Origin of the sequence: Streptomyces sp. NPDC101178 (genome assembly GCF_044767965.1) — a bacterium.
Taxonomy (GTDB): domain Bacteria; phylum Actinomycetota; class Actinomycetes; order Streptomycetales; family Streptomycetaceae; genus Streptomyces.
Genome location: NZ_JBIWOZ010000006.1, coordinates 423,259 through 436,806, shown reverse-complemented (window position 1 = coordinate 436,806; position 13,548 = coordinate 423,259). Strand labels below are relative to the sequence as shown.

Sequence of the window (13,548 nt, the reverse complement as noted above, 5' to 3'; positions counted from 1 at the left end):
CGGCCGGGACACATATCCCGGCGTTGGTCACTTTCCGTCATGGTCGTTCTCCTTCTGGGATCTCGGCGATCCGCGCCGTCTCCTCGGCGCCACCGCACGGAACCCCAGCTCAGCACGGTTTCCTCGGGCAGGACGGGTCGCTTGGGCCGGGCGGCTGAGCGCCGGGGCGTGCGCCCCCTCTGATCGGCTGACTGCGGAGGGTGAGTGACATGTTTCCCGGCACGACGGGGGAAAGAGGGGAGGTCTGTTCCCGAGCCCGGAGCCGGGACGGCCTCGAACCCGAACCGGTCATTGGGAGAAACCTCGGTGGAGAACACCTCGGTGCAGCACGCCTCCGTGCAGGACAAGGAAACCGTACGGAGCTGTCCGTTCGACTTCGCACAGCAACTGGAGTTCGACCCCCAGCTCAAGGAACTGCTCACCGAGGAGCCCGTCTCCCGAATCCGTATGGCGTACGGCGAGGGCGAGGCGTGGCTCGTCACCCGCTACGAGGACGTCCGGACGGTCACCACCGACCGGCGCTTCAGCCGTGGCGCCGTCCTCGGCCGCGACTTCCCCCGGATGACCCCGGAGCCCATCGTCCAGGCCGAATCCATCAACCTCATGGACCCGCCCGCCAGCAGCAGGCTGCGCAGCCTGGTCGCCAAGAGCTTCACCCCGCGCCGCGTCGAGCAGATGCGGGAGGGGACCCAGCGGGTGGTGGACCGGCTGCTTGACGGGATGGCGGACGAGGGCTCACCCGCCGACTTCTTCGCCCGGGTCGCCGCGCCGCTGCCGCTGATCACCATCTGCGAGGCGCTCGGCATCCCCGAGGCCGACCGGCCCTGGCTCCGCGCCCACGCCATGACGATGATGAACGTCGGCGCGGCGGGCAAGGAGGACGCGGTACGGGCCAAGGCCGAACTGCGCGGCTACTTCACCGAACTGACCGCCGAGCGCCGCCGCTCCCCGGGCCAGGACCTCATCAGCACCCTGGCCACCGCCCGCGACGGCGACGAACTCCTCGACGACAAGGAACTGGCCGTCATGGCCATGGTCCTGCTCATCACCGGCCAGGACACCACGACGTACCAGCTCGGCAACATCGCCTACACCCTGCTCACCCGGCCCCAGCTGCTGAAGACGCTCCAGGCCGAACCCGAGCGGCTGCCCCGCACGCTGGAGGAGCTGCTGCGGTACATCCCCTTCCGCAAGGGCGTCGGCATCCCGCGGATCGCCCTGGAGGACGTGGAACTCGGCGGGACCGTCATCAAGGCCGGCGACGTGGTCCATGTGTCGTACCTGACGGCCAACCGCGACCCCGCCAAGTTCGACCGCCCCGACGAGCTGGACCCCGACCGGCCGTCCATCCCGCACATGACGTTCGGCTGGGGCGCCCACCACTGCCTGGGCGCGCCGCTCGCCACCATGGAGCTGGAGGTGGCCTTCGCCACGCTTCTGGCCCGCTTCCCGGCCCTGCGTCTCGACGCGGAGCCCGAGGACATCCGGTGGAACACGACGTCCATCTGGCGTTACCCACTGGCTCTGCCCGTCACCTGGTGACGAGAGCCTCCGCTCCCAGATACGAGGAGAACCCATGGCGACCCTGTGCCGTCCGGCCATCGCTGTGCCCGAACACGTCATCACGATGCAGCAGACCCTGGAGCTGGCCCGGGAGACCCACCACGGGCACCCCCAGCGCGACCTCGTCCTGAGGCTCATCCGGAACACCGGCGTCCAGACCCGGCACCTGGTGCAGCCGATCGAGGAGACCCTCAAGCACCCCGGCTTCGAGCTCCGCAACAAGGTGTACGAGGCCGAGGCCAAGACCCGGGTCCCCGAAGTGGTGCGGCAGGCCCTCGCCAACGCCGACACCGAACCGGCCGACATCGACCTGATCGTCTACGTCTCCTGCACGGGCTTCATGATGCCCTCGCTGACCGCCTGGCTCATCAACACCATGGGGTTCAGAGCCGAGACAAGACAGCTGCCCATCGCCCAGCTCGGCTGCGCGGCCGGCGGCGCGGCGATCAACCGGGCGCACGACTTCTGCCGGGCCTACCCCGACTCCAACGTCCTCATCGTCTCCTGCGAGTTCTGCTCGCTCTGCTACCAGCCCACCGACATCGGCGTCGGGTCCCTGCTCTCCAACGGACTGTTCGGGGACGCCGTTTCCGCCGCCGTCGTCCGGGGGCAGGGCGGCACCGGCATGAAGCTGGAGCGCAACGGCTCCCACCTGGTGCCCGGCACCGAGGACTGGATCTCCTACGCCGTCCGCGACACCGGATTCCACTTCCTGCTGGACAAGCGGGTGCCCGGCACCATGGAGATGCTCGCGCCGGTCCTGAAGGACCTGGTCGACCTGCACGGCTGGTCGGTGCCCGCCATGGACTTCTTCATCGTCCACGCAGGCGGCCCGCGCATCCTGGACGACCTCTGCCACTTCCTCGATCTGCCGATGGAGATGTTCCGCTACAGCCGGGCCACCCTCACCGAACGCGGCAACATCGCCAGCTCCGTCGTCTTCGACGCACTGGCCCGCCTCTTCGACGACGGCGGCGCGGCCGAGTCCGCACAGGGCCTGATCGCCGGATTCGGGCCCGGCATCACCGCCGAGGTCGCGGTGGGCAGCTGGGCGCACCACGGTCCGGCGGCCGACCCGGACCGGGAGCTGGCGGACCTGGAGCTCAAGGCGGGCGTTGCGCTGTCCGGCTGAACCCGTGTTAAGGCGCCGTACGGGCGGGGACGAAGGACCGGGTATTCGCGCTTCGCGGCCGCACACCCGCACCGCGGACGTAACCCCACCCAAGGAGACCTGCATGCGCCTGCGCGCCCGATGGGCCCCGGCAGCCCTGCTGCTGATCGCGCCGTTGATCGGCACCACCACCCCGGCCGCCGCCGCCGACACCGGACCGGAAGGGGTCCCGGTGGAGCGGTCCGCCCGGGCCGTCCCCGGGCAGTACATCGTCACCCTGGAGCCCGAACTCTCACCGGACACCGTCCTGAAGGAGTTCGGGCTCCGCCCGTTGTTCACGTACGGGAATGTCCTGCACGGGTTCGCCGTCACGCTCACCACCACCGAACTGGAGGCCGTCCGGGCCGTCCCCGGCGTACTCGCCGTCGAGGAGAACGCCGAGGTGGCCGTGGACACGCCCAGGACGGGCGGCCTCTTCCGGGCGCCGGCCGCGACCTGGGGCACCGACCGGATCGACCAGCGCGCCCTGCCGCTGGACGACACGTTCACCACCACCGCCACGGGTGACGGCGTGAAGGTGTACGTCGTCGACACCGGGATCGAGTCCGCTCACGCCGAGTTCGGCAGCCGGGTCGTCAAGGGCTACGACGCGGTCGGAGACGGCCGTGACGGGCAGGACTGCAACGGCCACGGCACCCATGTCGCCGGGACCGTCGGCGGCGGAACCTCCGGAGTGGCGAAGGGCGCGTCCCTGGTCGGCGTGCGGGTCCTGAACTGCCAGGGGCGGGGCACCTGGGCCGGCATCATCGCCGGGTTCGACTGGGTGGCCAAGGACGCGGCGGCCGGTTCCACCCCGGCCGTGCTGAACGCCTCGCTCGGCGGGGCCCGTTCGCGTGCCGTCGACGCGGCGGTCGAAGCCGTCGCGGACGCGGGCGTCGTGCCGGTCGTGGCGGCGGGCAACGAGGACGGCGACGCCTGTGACGTCTCCCCGGCCGCGGCCGACGGCGTGGTCACGGTGGGCGCGAGCGACCGGCAGGACCGGGAGACCGCGTTCAGCAACTGGGGCTCCTGCGTCTCGCTCTACGCCCCCGGCGCCGACATCGTCTCCGCGAAGCTCGGCGGCGGCACCGCCTCCCTGAACGGCACCTCCATGGCCAGCCCGCACGTCGCGGGCGTCGCCGCCCTCTACAAGGAGGAGAACCCCTCGGCCACGCCCGCCGCCGTCGCGAACTGGCTGACCGGCACCGCCACCCCGGACGTGCTCTCCGGCCTCGGCCAGGGCTCGCCTGATCTGCTGCTGTACACCGGCGGCCTCTGACACACCGACAGGTGGGGCCGGTGAGCGGCGGGCGACATGCCCTCCGCTCATCGGCCTCCGCCATGTCCGGCTGCTGCCGGAACAGTGGACGGTCTCTCATTTCTCTGCAACTCTCTCACCGCACAACGCAAAACCGAGCCGTAGTGCGTGCACAATCGCGTGTTTCCTGACTACGGATCCAGAGCCGCGCCCTCGTCGCGCCGTGCGCCGAGGCCGAAGATCGGGGAGCTATGAGAGCCCAACGCTGGAGATGGCGGGCGATATCCGCTGTGGTCACGACCAGTCTTCTGATGATCGGCTGGCCGTCGCTCGCCGCCTCGGCGGCCGACGGCCCCAACCTCGCCGCGGGCCGGGCCGCGGCTGCCAGCAGCGCCCATGCCGAGTACCCGGCCCCCAACATCACCGACGGCAACGCGTCGACGTACTGGGAGAGCGCGGGCGGCAACCTGCCCCAGTGGGTGCAGACCGACCTCGGCACCTCCGCCCGGGTCGACGAGGTGACCCTGAAGCTCCCGCCGTCCTGGGAGAGCCGCTCGCAGACCCTGTCGCTCCAGGGCAGCGCGGACGGCACCAGCTTCGCGACGCTGAAGAGCTCGGCCGCGTACTCCTTCACCCCGGGCGCCGCCAACACGGTGAAGGTGTCCTTCCCGGCCACGCTGACCCGCTTCGTCCGGGTGCACATCACCGCCAACACCGGCTGGCAGGCCGCGCAGCTCTCCGAACTGGAGGTGCGGGCGGCAGCCTCCTCATCCGGCAACCTCGCCGCGGGGAAGGCCCTCAAGGCAAGTAGCAGCAACGGAAGTTACGCCGCCGCCAACGCCAACGACGGCAACCGGGACAGCTACTGGGCGAGCCGCGAGAACGCCTTCCCGCAGTGGATCGAGGCCGACCTCGGAGCCTCGGTCCGCGTGGACCGGGTCGTCCTGCGGCTGCCCGACGGCTGGGCCGCGCGCAGCCAGACGCTGAAGCTCCAGGCCTCCACCAACGGCACGGAGTTCACCGACCTCACCGCCTCCAGGGACTACCGCTTCGACGCGGCGGGCGGGCAGTCGGCGACGATCTCCTTCGATCCCACGACCACCCGGTACGTCCGCGTCCTGGTCACCGCCAACACCGGCAGCCCGTCAGCCCAGTTGGCCGAGCTGGAGGTCTACGGACCCGCCACCGGCGACACCCAGGCGCCGACCGCACCGGCCGACCTGGCGTTCACCGAGCCCGCCACCGGCCAGATCCGGCTGACCTGGAAGGCATCCACGGACAACACCGGCGTCACCGGCTACGACGTCTACGCCGACAACACGCTGCTGGCCTCCGTCGCGGGCAACGTCACCACGTACACCGACACCCGCCCGACCGGGCAGACCGTCTCGTACCACGTACGCGCCAAGGACGCGGCGGGCAACGTCTCGGCCAACAGCAACACCGTGACCCGCACCGGCGACACCGGCGACACCCAGGCACCCACCGCCCCGACCGCGCTCGCGTTCACCGAGCCGGCCGCCGGGCAGATCCGGCTCACCTGGCAGGCGTCCACCGACAACAAGGGCGTCACCGGCTACGACGTCTACGCCAACAACGTGCTGCGCGGCTCGGTCGCGGGCAACGTCCTGACGTACACCGACACCCAGCCGGTCACCACCACCGTCAGCTACTTCGTCCGGGCCAAGGACGCGGCGGGCAACGTCTCCACCAACAGCAACACCGTGACCCGCAACGGCTCCACCGGTGCCGCCTCCAACCTCGCGGTCAACAAGCCGATCACGGCCTCCTCGGTGGTGCACACCTTCGTCGCCGCCAACGCCAACGACAACAACACCGCCACCTACTGGGAAGGCGCGGGCGGCAGTTACCCGAACACCCTCACCGTCCAGCTCGGCTCCAACGCCGACACGCAGAGCGTCGTCGTCAAGCTCAACCCGGACAGCAGCTGGGGTCCCCGCACCCAGCGGATCGAGGTCCTGGGCCGTGAGCAGAACTCCTCGTCCCTCAACTCCCTGGTCGCTGCCAAGGATTACGCCTTCAGCCCGGCGAGCGGCAACACGGTGACCATCCCGGTGACCGCCCGCGTCGCCGACGTCCAGCTGAAGTTCACCGCCAACAGCGGCTCCGGCGCCGGTCAGGTCGCCGAGTTCCAGGTCCTGGGCGCCCCGGCCGCCAACCCTGACCTCCAGGTCACCGCCGTCACCGCGTCGCCCGCCACCCCGGTGGAGTCCGACGCCATCACGCTGACCGCCACCGTCCGCAACACGGGCGCGCTCGCCGCACCGGCGAGCAAGGTCGACTTCCGGCTCGGCGGCTCCAGGGTCGCCACCGGCAACGTCGGCGCCCTGGCCGCCGGTGCCTCCACCCAGGTCAGCGCCGCCATCGGCGCACGAGGCGCGGGCAGTTACGTCCTGAGCGCGGTCGCCGACCCGGGGAACGAGGTCATCGAGCAGAACGAGACCAACAACACCTACACGGCCGCCTCCCCGCTGGTCGTGCAGCCGGTCGCCAGCTCCGACCTCGTCGCCGCGTCCGTCACCACCTCGCCCTCCGCCCCGGCGGCGGGCGACACCGTCACCTTCTCCGTCGCCATCAAGAACCAGGGCACCATCGCCTCCGCGGGCGGCAGCCACGGCATCACGCTCACGCTGCTCAACTCCCAGGGCGCCACGGTGAGGACCTTCACCGGCGCGCACACCGGAGCCATCGCGGCCGGCGCCGCCACCGCACCGGTCTCCCTCGGCACCTGGCCCGCCGCCAACGGCTCGTACACCCTGCGCACGGTCCTCGCGGCCGACGCCAACGAGCTCCCGGTCAAGCGCGAGAACAACACCTCCACCGAGTCCCTCTTCGTCGGACGCGGCGCCAACATGCCGTACGACATGTACGAGGCGGAGGACGGCACCACCGGCGGCGGCGCCCAGGTCGTCGGCCCGAACAGGACCGTCGGCGACATCGCGGGCGAGGCCTCCGGGCGCAAGGCCGTCACGCTCAACAGCACCGGCAACTATGTGGAGTTCACCACCAGGAAGTCCACGAACACGCTGGTCACCCGGTTCTCCATCCCCGACTCGGCGGGCGGCGGCGGGATCAACTCCACGCTCAACGTCTACGTCGACGGCACCTTCCTCAAAGCCATCGACCTCACCTCCAAGTACGCCTGGCTGTACGGGAACGAGGCCGCCCCCGGCAACTCCCCGAGCGCCGGAGCGCCCCGCCACATCTACGACGAGGCCAACGTCATGCTGGGCCGGACGGTCCCGGCCGGCGCCAAGATCCGGCTCCAGAAGGACGCCGCCAACTCCTCCACGTACGCGATCGACTTCGTCAGCCTGGAGCAGGTCGCGCCGGTCGCCAACCCGAACCCCGCGACGTACGCCGTGCCGACCGGGTTCACCCACCAGGACGTCCAGAACGCCCTGGACCGGGTCCGCATGGACACCACCGGAAACCTGGTCGGCGTCTACCTGCCGCCGGGGGAGTACAGCACGGCCAGCAAGTTCCAGGTGTACGGCAAGGCGGTCAAGGTGGTCGGCGCCGGGCCCTGGTACACCCGGTTCAACGCGCCGGCCACACAGGACAACACCGACATCGGCTTCCGGGCCGAGGCCAGCGCCAAGGGATCGTCGTTCGCCAACTTCGCCTACTTCGGCAACTACACCTCCCGTATCGACGGGCCTGGCAAGGTGTTCGACTTCGCCAACGTGTCGGACATCGTCATCGACAACATCTGGAACGAGCACATGGTGTGCCTCTACTGGGGCGCCAACACCGACAGCATCACCATCAAGAACTCCCGGATCCGCAACATGTTCGCCGACGGCATCAACATGACCAACGGGTCCACCGACAACCTCGTCACCAACAACGAGGCCCGTGCCACCGGTGACGACAGCTTCGCGCTCTTCTCGGCGATCGACGCCGGGGGAGCCGACATGAAGAACAACATCTACGAGAACCTGACCTCGATCCTCACCTGGCGCGCGGCGGGCGTGGCCGTCTACGGCGGCTACGACAACACCTTCCGCAACATCCACATCGCCGACACCCTGGTCTACTCCGGGATCACGGTCAGCTCGCTGGACTTCGGCTACCCGATGAACGGCTTCGGGACCCAGCCGACGAAGATCGAGAACATCTCGATCGTCCGGTCCGGCGGCCACTTCTGGGGATCGCAGACCTTCCCCGGGATCTGGCTCTTCTCGGCGTCCAAGGTGTTCCAGGGCATCCGGATCTCCAACGTCGACATCGTCGATCCGACGTACAGCGGCATCATGTTCCAGACGAACTACGTCGGCGGACAGCCGCAGTTCCCGATCAAGGACACCGTGCTCACCGACATCTCCATCTCCGGTGCGCGCAAGAGCGGTGACGCCTTCGACGCCAAGTCCGGTTTCGGGCTCTGGGCCAACGAGATGCCGGAGGCGGGGCAGGGCCCGGCGGTCGGTGAGGTCACGTTCAACGGCCTGAGGCTCAGCAACAACGCCCAGGACATCCGGAACACGACGTCCACCTTCAAGATCAACATCAATCCGTAGCGAGGCACCGGAAGATCGCATGGAGGGGCGTTTCCCGTTGGCCGGGAAGCGCCCCTTCCGCGTACATTCCTTGCATTCAGAAGTCGGAGATTTGCAGTCTTTACGTTAGCCTTGCGTCCATGACGCGACGACTTGCTCAGGTAGCCAAGAAGGTTGGGGTCAGTGAGGCCACGGTGAGCCGGGTGCTGAACGGCAAGCCCGGGGTCTCCCGCGCCACCCGTCAGTCCGTGCTCACGGCGCTGGACGTCCTCGGCTACGAGCGGCCCACCCAACTGCGCGGCGAGCGGGCCCGGCTGGTCGGCCTCGTCCTGCCGGAGCTGCAGAACCCGATCTTCCCGGCCTTCGCCGAGGTGATCGGCGGAGCCCTCGCGCAGCAAGGGCTCACGCCGGTCCTCTGCACGCAGACCAAGGGCGGCGTCTCGGAGGCGGATTACGTGGACCTCCTTCTCCAGCAGCAGGTCTCCGGCGTGGTCTTCGCCGGCGGCCTCTTCGCGCAGGCCGACGAGGCGCACGAGCACTACCACCGGCTCGCCGAGCGCCGCATCCCTGTCGTGCTGATCAACGCCCCTATAGAGGGCCTCGACTTCCCCTGTGTCTCCTGTGACGACGCGGTCGCCATCGAGCGCGCCTGGCGCCACCTGGCCTCTCTCGGCCATGAGCGCATCGGTGTGGTGATCGGTCCGTCCGACCATGTGCCCTCCCGCCGTAAGCTGGCGGCGGCGCGCGCGGTCGCGGAGGCCACCGGCGGCCGGCTCGCGGAGGAGGACGTCGAGCGTTCGATGTTCTCGCTGGAGGGCGGCCAGGCGGCCGCCTCCCGGCTGCTGGAACGAGGCGTCACCGGCATCATCTGCGCCAGCGACCCGCTGGCGCTCGGCGCGGTCCGGGCGGCCCGCAGACGCGGCCTCGGAGTGCCGTCGGACGTCTCGGTCGTGGGCTTCGACGACTCGGCCTTCATGAGCTGCACCGAACCGCCGCTCACCACCATCCGCCAGCCCATCGAAGCCATGGGCCGCGCGGCCGTGGAGCTGCTCTGCGCGGGCATCCAGGGGGGCGCGGTGCCGCCCGGGGAGCTGCTGTTCGAGCCGGAGCTGGTGGTGCGCGGCTCGACGGCGAAGGCGCCCCGATGAGGCGTCACCGAGCGGAACCGCCGACTTGTGCGTACAGCTGTCCGACAATTGCGAAACACGAAGGGGATTCTGCGGATGCTCGACGAGTGCCTTCCAGCTCCGTGATCCGCCCGGCCGCCCAGCCGCCTGGTGGCCGGTCTCCCGCGTCCGGCAGGATCGCGGGGCGCCGGGTGCTGCGGCAGAGTGGGCACCATGGACGACCTGAACGCACTCGCCGATGAGCACCTGGCCGCCGCGCGCGCCTCCGCGCACGGCCGCAGCGCGCACCTCCTCATCCAGGAGCCGCCCCTGCGCCAGACGGTGATCGCCCTCACCTCCGGTTCGGCCCTCGACGAGTACAACGCGCCGCCCGCCGCCTCCCTCCTGGTGCTGCGCGGCACGGTCCGCCTCACCGCCGGCTCCGGCGACGCCGAACTCCCGGCCGGCACACTCCACCCGATCCCGCAGGAGCGCCACGGGCTGCTGGCCCTCGACGACGCGGTGGTCCTGCTCACGGCCGTCAACGACTGACGCCGACCTCCGCCGCCGCCGGACCTCTGTCGACGGCTCGCAGCGCATCCGGAAACCGTACGGCCCGCGCAGGTGTGTCCGGGCCGGGACGTGGCAGGAGAGGATCGAGGGAAGCCGGGACGTCCGACGGACGAGCACCCAGCCCCGCCGCGTCCGACCACGTCCCCGGAGAACCAGCTTGACCACCCAGACCGCCGCAGCCGCGGAACCCGCCGCGCCCGCCGCCGGACGCCCCCGCACGCCGCGCAGCTGGCTCACCGCCTTGCGCCGCACGCCCCTCTCGCTGTGGAACGACGACATCACCGACTGGGCCGCCGCCCTCACCTACTACGCCATCCTCGCGCTGCTCCCGGCCCTCCTCGTCACCGTCTCGGTGATCGGCCTCGCCAACCCCGACGCGACCACCGCCCTGATCGCCGACATCACCGCGTTCGCCCCGGCCGAGTCGGGGGAGGCCCTGCGCCGCCCGCTGGAGGCCGCCACCGAGAAGCGCTCCGCCGTCTGGCTGCTCGTCGGCACCGGTGCCGTGAGCGCCGTCTGGTCCGCGTGCAGCTACCTCGCGGTCTTCCGCCGCGCGCTGCACGCCATGCACGGCGTCAGCGACCACCGCCCGCCCCTGCGGCAGGCGCACATGATCGTCGTCTCCGCGATCGGTCTGCTCGTCCTCCTGATGACCAGCGCCGTCGCGCTCGTCCTGACCGGCCCCCTGGCCCGCTGGCTCGGCCGCCGCGTCGGCCTGCCGCACGAGGGGCAGACGGTGTGGGCGGCGCTGAAGTGGCCGCTGCTGCTCTGCCTCGTCGCCTGCCTGATCATGGTCCTCTTCAGCACCGGCCCCCGCTCCGCGCGCGGTATCCGCCGAAGCCTGCCCGGCGGGGTCCTGGCCGCCTTCCTCTGGCTCACCGCGTCGGCTCTCTTCGCCCTGTACGCGACCCAGGTCGGCAGCTACAGCAGGCTCTACGGCTCCCTCGCCGGGCTCGTCGTCTTCCTGATCTGGGTCTGGTTCGCCAACCTCTCGCTGCTCGCGGGAGCCCAGTTCAACGTGGAGCTGGCCCGCCCGGAGCCGGAGAAGCGGTCGAAGAGCGAGCCTGAGAAGGAGCCCATGGACGAGCCTGAGGGCAAGCCGGTGGACGAGCCCGGGAAGGGGCCTGAGGGGAAGCCGGTGGACGAGCCCGGGAAGGGGCCTGAGGGGAAGCCGGTGGACGAGTCTGAGGGGAAGCCGGTGGACGAGTCTGAGGAGGGGGCGACGGACGGGCCGGAGAAGAAGCCTGGTGAGGAGCCCGCTAAGGCCGCAGGATGAGGCGCACCGGGTCGCCCTCCTTGGTCTCCATCCGCCGCACCGCCACCGCCGCCTCCTCCAGCGGCAGTACGTCGGTGACCGACCGGGAGAAGTCCAGCCGCCCGCCCTCGGCGAGCCGGACGAGCTGCGCCACATGGTGCTCCTCCGAGCCGTAGTGCCCGAGGATCCGGTGCTGGAGATAGCTGAACCGGGTGGAGCGGTCGATCGTCAGCGGCTGGTCGCTCAGTCCCACCAGCACCAGCCGCCCCTTCGGCGCCAGCGCGTTCAACGCCTGCTCCCGGACCTGCGGCACGCCCGCGAAGTCGAACGCCGCCTCCAGGCCCGCGCCGCCCGTCGCGCCGAGCACCTGCTCGCGCAGGCGCGGGTCGCCGGAGTCCAGCGCCAGATCCGCGCCGAAGCGCAGGGCCCGGTCGCGGGCGGCGGGGGCCGGGTCCACCGCGATCACCGGGTACGCGCCCACCGCCCGCAGCAGCTGTACGGCGTGCGCCCCGAGGCCGCCCGCGCCCCAGACCCCGACGGCCTGCGCCGGGCGTACGTCACCGGTGACGGTCACCGCCGCCCACGGGGTCGAGACCGCGTCCGGAATGATCGCCGCCTGGTCGAGCGGCAGGGTGAAGGGCAGGGCGACGAGGGTGGTGGCGGAGGCCACGGCGTACTCGGCCCAGCCACCGTCGTAATCGACACCTCGCGTGTGCGTCCGGCCGCCGCGCCGCTCGCCGGCCTGGAGGACCACCCGCTGCCCGGCCGTCCAGCCGTCGACCCCGGGCCCGAGCGACTCGACCGTCCCGGCCACCTCGTGGCCCAGAGTGACCGTTTCTGCGTCCAGATACAGCGGTGTGAGTGTGCCGTCGACAAGATGCACATCAGAGAGGCAGACTCCGGCCGCCGCCACTTTCACCAGCACCTCGCCAGGTCCCGGCACCGGCTTCGCCACCTCCTCGACGGAGAGCGTGCGGGTGGGCAGGTGCAGGCGCACGGCGCGCATGCGGTCCATGGCGGGGTCCTTGTCGTGACGGCGTGAGGGCGTGACGGTACGGCCCGGTCGCGGGTCACGGGACCCGGCCGGTCAGGCCTTCGAACGGTATCCGGCCACGATCGGCATCGTCTCGCGCAGCACCCGCACACTGTCGTTCGACGCGTCCCCGAGCCGGTGGCCCTTCCAGAGCCCCTCGGCACTGGAGAACCGGCTGATCCGCTTGCAGTGGCTGCCGCACGCGGCGCGGTACGCCATGAGGGTGTAGTGGCTGCCGTCCTCGGTGATCCAGCCGGTGTTGTACGGGCGGGTGCGGCTCACGTTCATCGAACCGCCGGTGTCCGACACCAAGGTCGTACGGTCATGGGCCAGGCCCAGGTTGTGCCCGATCTCGTGGCTCGCCGAGTCCAGCTCGATGCCGTCGACCTCGACGACCGCGTACGCGTACTCGTCGGTGGAGCTGTCGAGTGCGGGTGTGTAGTCCGCCGTGCCGCCGCCGCGCTCGGTCCGCTCGACGACGAGCGTCACCAGGTCGGCGCCGTACCGCGCGCGCTGCTCGTGCACCTGGCGGCCGAGCCCCGAGGTGTGGTCCTTCAGTACGGCGTACGCGGCGCGGAACTCCTCCGAACCGTCGTACCCCTTCGCCGTGTACGGGTGGACGACCCGGATGATCCCGCAGAGCCCGTCCGCCGCGAGCGAGCGGTTCATCCGGGTCGCGATCCGCTGGGCCGAGGCCGGGACCTGGTGTTCGCCGCCGAGCCGCTGCGCGGCCTTGGGCGTGTGGACCACCAGCACATCGACGACGGGACAGCCCGCCGCTCGCGCCGCCGCTCCCGCCGGAGCGCTCGCGGACCGGTCGGCGAAGAACGGGGCGACACAGAGGGAGGCGGCGACGGCCACGGCCAGAGTCGCTTTCACAAGGGGTGCGCGCATGGGGAGTCGGCTCCATCCGGAGAGGGCGGGCGGAGAGAACTACTCGGAGTGACCGAGTGCGAATCCTTTCTAACACTCGGTGAACTTCGCCGCCCGTCGCGCCGGATACCGGGCGGTACGAAGGTCGAGGCCGGGTGGAGGGATGTGGCGGTGAGCAGGTGGGCAGGTACACGTGTACGAACTCGCACAAGCGGTA

At 70.7% G+C, this 13,548-nt stretch carries 9 protein-coding genes; 7 read left to right on the top strand and 2 right to left on the bottom strand.

Annotated elements, in window-relative coordinates; genetic code table 11:
• The first annotated feature begins 306 nt into the window (after window positions 1–306).
• The 7 genes from ACIRR8_RS20095 to ACIRR8_RS20065 all read left to right on the top strand — a co-directional run bounded on the left by ACIRR8_RS20095 (window position 307) and on the right by ACIRR8_RS20065 (window position 11,446).
• Window positions 307–1,542, top strand: coding sequence for a cytochrome P450 (locus ACIRR8_RS20095; protein ID WP_404066376.1), 1,236 nt, complete (start codon window positions 307–309; stop codon window positions 1,540–1,542).
• 19 nt (window positions 1,543–1,561) lie between these two features.
• Window positions 1,562–2,695 (top strand): type III polyketide synthase, encoded by a 1,134-nt coding sequence (locus ACIRR8_RS20090; RefSeq protein ID WP_404066572.1) that lies wholly within the window; start codon window positions 1,562–1,564, stop codon window positions 2,693–2,695.
• 103 nt (window positions 2,696–2,798) lie between these two features.
• On the top strand, window positions 2,799–3,992 hold the full coding sequence (locus ACIRR8_RS20085; RefSeq protein ID WP_404066374.1) for a S8 family peptidase: 1,194 nt from the start codon (window positions 2,799–2,801) through the stop codon (window positions 3,990–3,992).
• Between the two features lie 230 nt (window positions 3,993–4,222).
• Window positions 4,223–8,512: a discoidin domain-containing protein gene (locus ACIRR8_RS20080; RefSeq protein ID WP_404066372.1), complete on the top strand. Its 4,290-nt coding sequence runs from the start codon at window positions 4,223–4,225 to the stop codon at window positions 8,510–8,512.
• Between the two features lie 119 nt (window positions 8,513–8,631).
• Window positions 8,632–9,639 (top strand): LacI family DNA-binding transcriptional regulator, encoded by a 1,008-nt coding sequence (locus ACIRR8_RS20075; RefSeq protein WP_404066370.1) that lies wholly within the window; start codon window positions 8,632–8,634, stop codon window positions 9,637–9,639.
• A 192-nt stretch (window positions 9,640–9,831) separates the two neighbouring features.
• Window positions 9,832–10,149, top strand: a complete 318-nt coding sequence (locus ACIRR8_RS20070; RefSeq protein WP_404066366.1) for a cupin — start codon at window positions 9,832–9,834, stop codon at window positions 10,147–10,149.
• A gap of 178 nt (window positions 10,150–10,327) precedes the next feature.
• Complete coding sequence (locus tag ACIRR8_RS20065) at window positions 10,328–11,446, top strand: YhjD/YihY/BrkB family envelope integrity protein (RefSeq protein WP_404066364.1); 1,119 nt, start codon at window positions 10,328–10,330, stop codon at window positions 11,444–11,446.
• Here the strand turns inward: ACIRR8_RS20065 and ACIRR8_RS20060 are convergent.
• Window positions 11,430–12,440 carry a zinc-binding dehydrogenase gene (locus tag ACIRR8_RS20060; RefSeq protein ID WP_404066361.1) on the bottom strand — a complete coding sequence of 337 codons (1,011 nt, stop codon included), beginning with the start codon at window positions 12,438–12,440 and terminating at the stop codon, window positions 11,430–11,432. The genes ACIRR8_RS20065 and ACIRR8_RS20060 overlap by 17 nt on opposite strands.
• Window positions 12,441–12,512: 72 nt before the next feature.
• Window positions 12,513–13,352 (bottom strand): M12 family metallo-peptidase, encoded by an 840-nt coding sequence (locus ACIRR8_RS20055; RefSeq protein ID WP_404066359.1) that lies wholly within the window; start codon window positions 13,350–13,352, stop codon window positions 12,513–12,515.
• Between the last annotated feature and the right edge of the window lie 196 nt (window positions 13,353–13,548).